The sequence below is a fragment of the Buttiauxella sp. A111 genome (assembly GCF_014189855.1).
In the GTDB taxonomy this organism is placed as follows: domain Bacteria; phylum Pseudomonadota; class Gammaproteobacteria; order Enterobacterales; family Enterobacteriaceae; genus Buttiauxella; species Buttiauxella selenatireducens.
Genome location: NZ_BJFN01000023.1, coordinates 1 through 1029, shown reverse-complemented (window position 1 = coordinate 1029; position 1029 = coordinate 1). Strand labels below are relative to the sequence as shown.

Annotated in this window: 1 protein-coding gene; it reads right to left on the bottom strand. The window is 59.4% G+C overall.

Annotated features, from left to right (window positions below):
* Positions 1-1029: autotransporter-associated beta strand repeat-containing protein (locus BSPA111_RS22390; RefSeq protein WP_183273304.1), on the bottom strand; the 1029-nt coding region annotated here is incomplete at both ends.

Below are 1029 nucleotides of genomic sequence, written 5' to 3'. Positions count from 1 at the left end.
ACATTCAGTACGTTACCCGCCACGCTGCCGTGAGCGATATTCACCGTACCGTTGTTCACCAGGTCCTGACCGACGGTAAAGGTTTGTGCCGCACCGCTTTCATTCTGCGCGCCCACATACAGGGTGCCCAGGTTGTTCACGTTGCCTGCCACACCGCCGTAACCGGCGAGGAACGCATCCTGTGCCACGTTAACCTGGCTGCTTGCCAGCGTGACCGGAGCCGCTTCGCTGCCCAGCATCAGACCGCCTGCCTGGATATCCGTCAGACCGGTATACGCGGCATTACCGGACAACGTGACCACGCCAGCGCCCTGTTTAGTCAGGTTGCCTGTACCACTCAGGTTGTTGGTCAGCGCCCAGTTATCGGCCGCGTTCAGTACCAGTTCGCCTTCGTCAGCAATGTCCGCAGTACCTAGTTGCTGTGCCGCCGTAGCCGTCAGTTGTGAAGCTGCGTCGATGTTAAACACACCGCTGAAGCCGCTATTGTCACCGTCAAGCGTCAACTGGCTGTTCACCAGGTCCACGCTGCCTGCAGTAGCAGACAGTGCACGAGTGGCTGCTGCCACGCCATCACGGATGTTGTTGGCAACGGTACCTGCCGCATCACTGAACATCACTTTACCGGCGTTGACGATATCGCCAATACCCAGACCCGCTGCGTCATTCAGGGCAACTGTTGCCCCGTTTGCTACGGTGGTGGTCGCGCTCAGGTCTGCGTTTGCACCGTTCACGGTCAGCGTATCAGCCAGCACGTTCAGTTCGCCGCTGCCTGCCAGTGCGCCGTCAGACACACCGCCATGGATCAGGCTCAGCGCCCCGCCGTTCAGGTTAACGGTCGCATTTGCAGCCGACTGCAGGGAGCCCACGGTCTGTGCCTTGCCGTTCATGTCCAGCGCCGTATCGGCTGCCAGAGACAACACATCGGTCTGGCCCAGCACGTTATCGGCAATCATTTTCAGGGTGCCGGAACGAATATCGGTATTCCCGACATAATCGTTGAGCGTGTTGGACAACGACACGGTGTTGCCC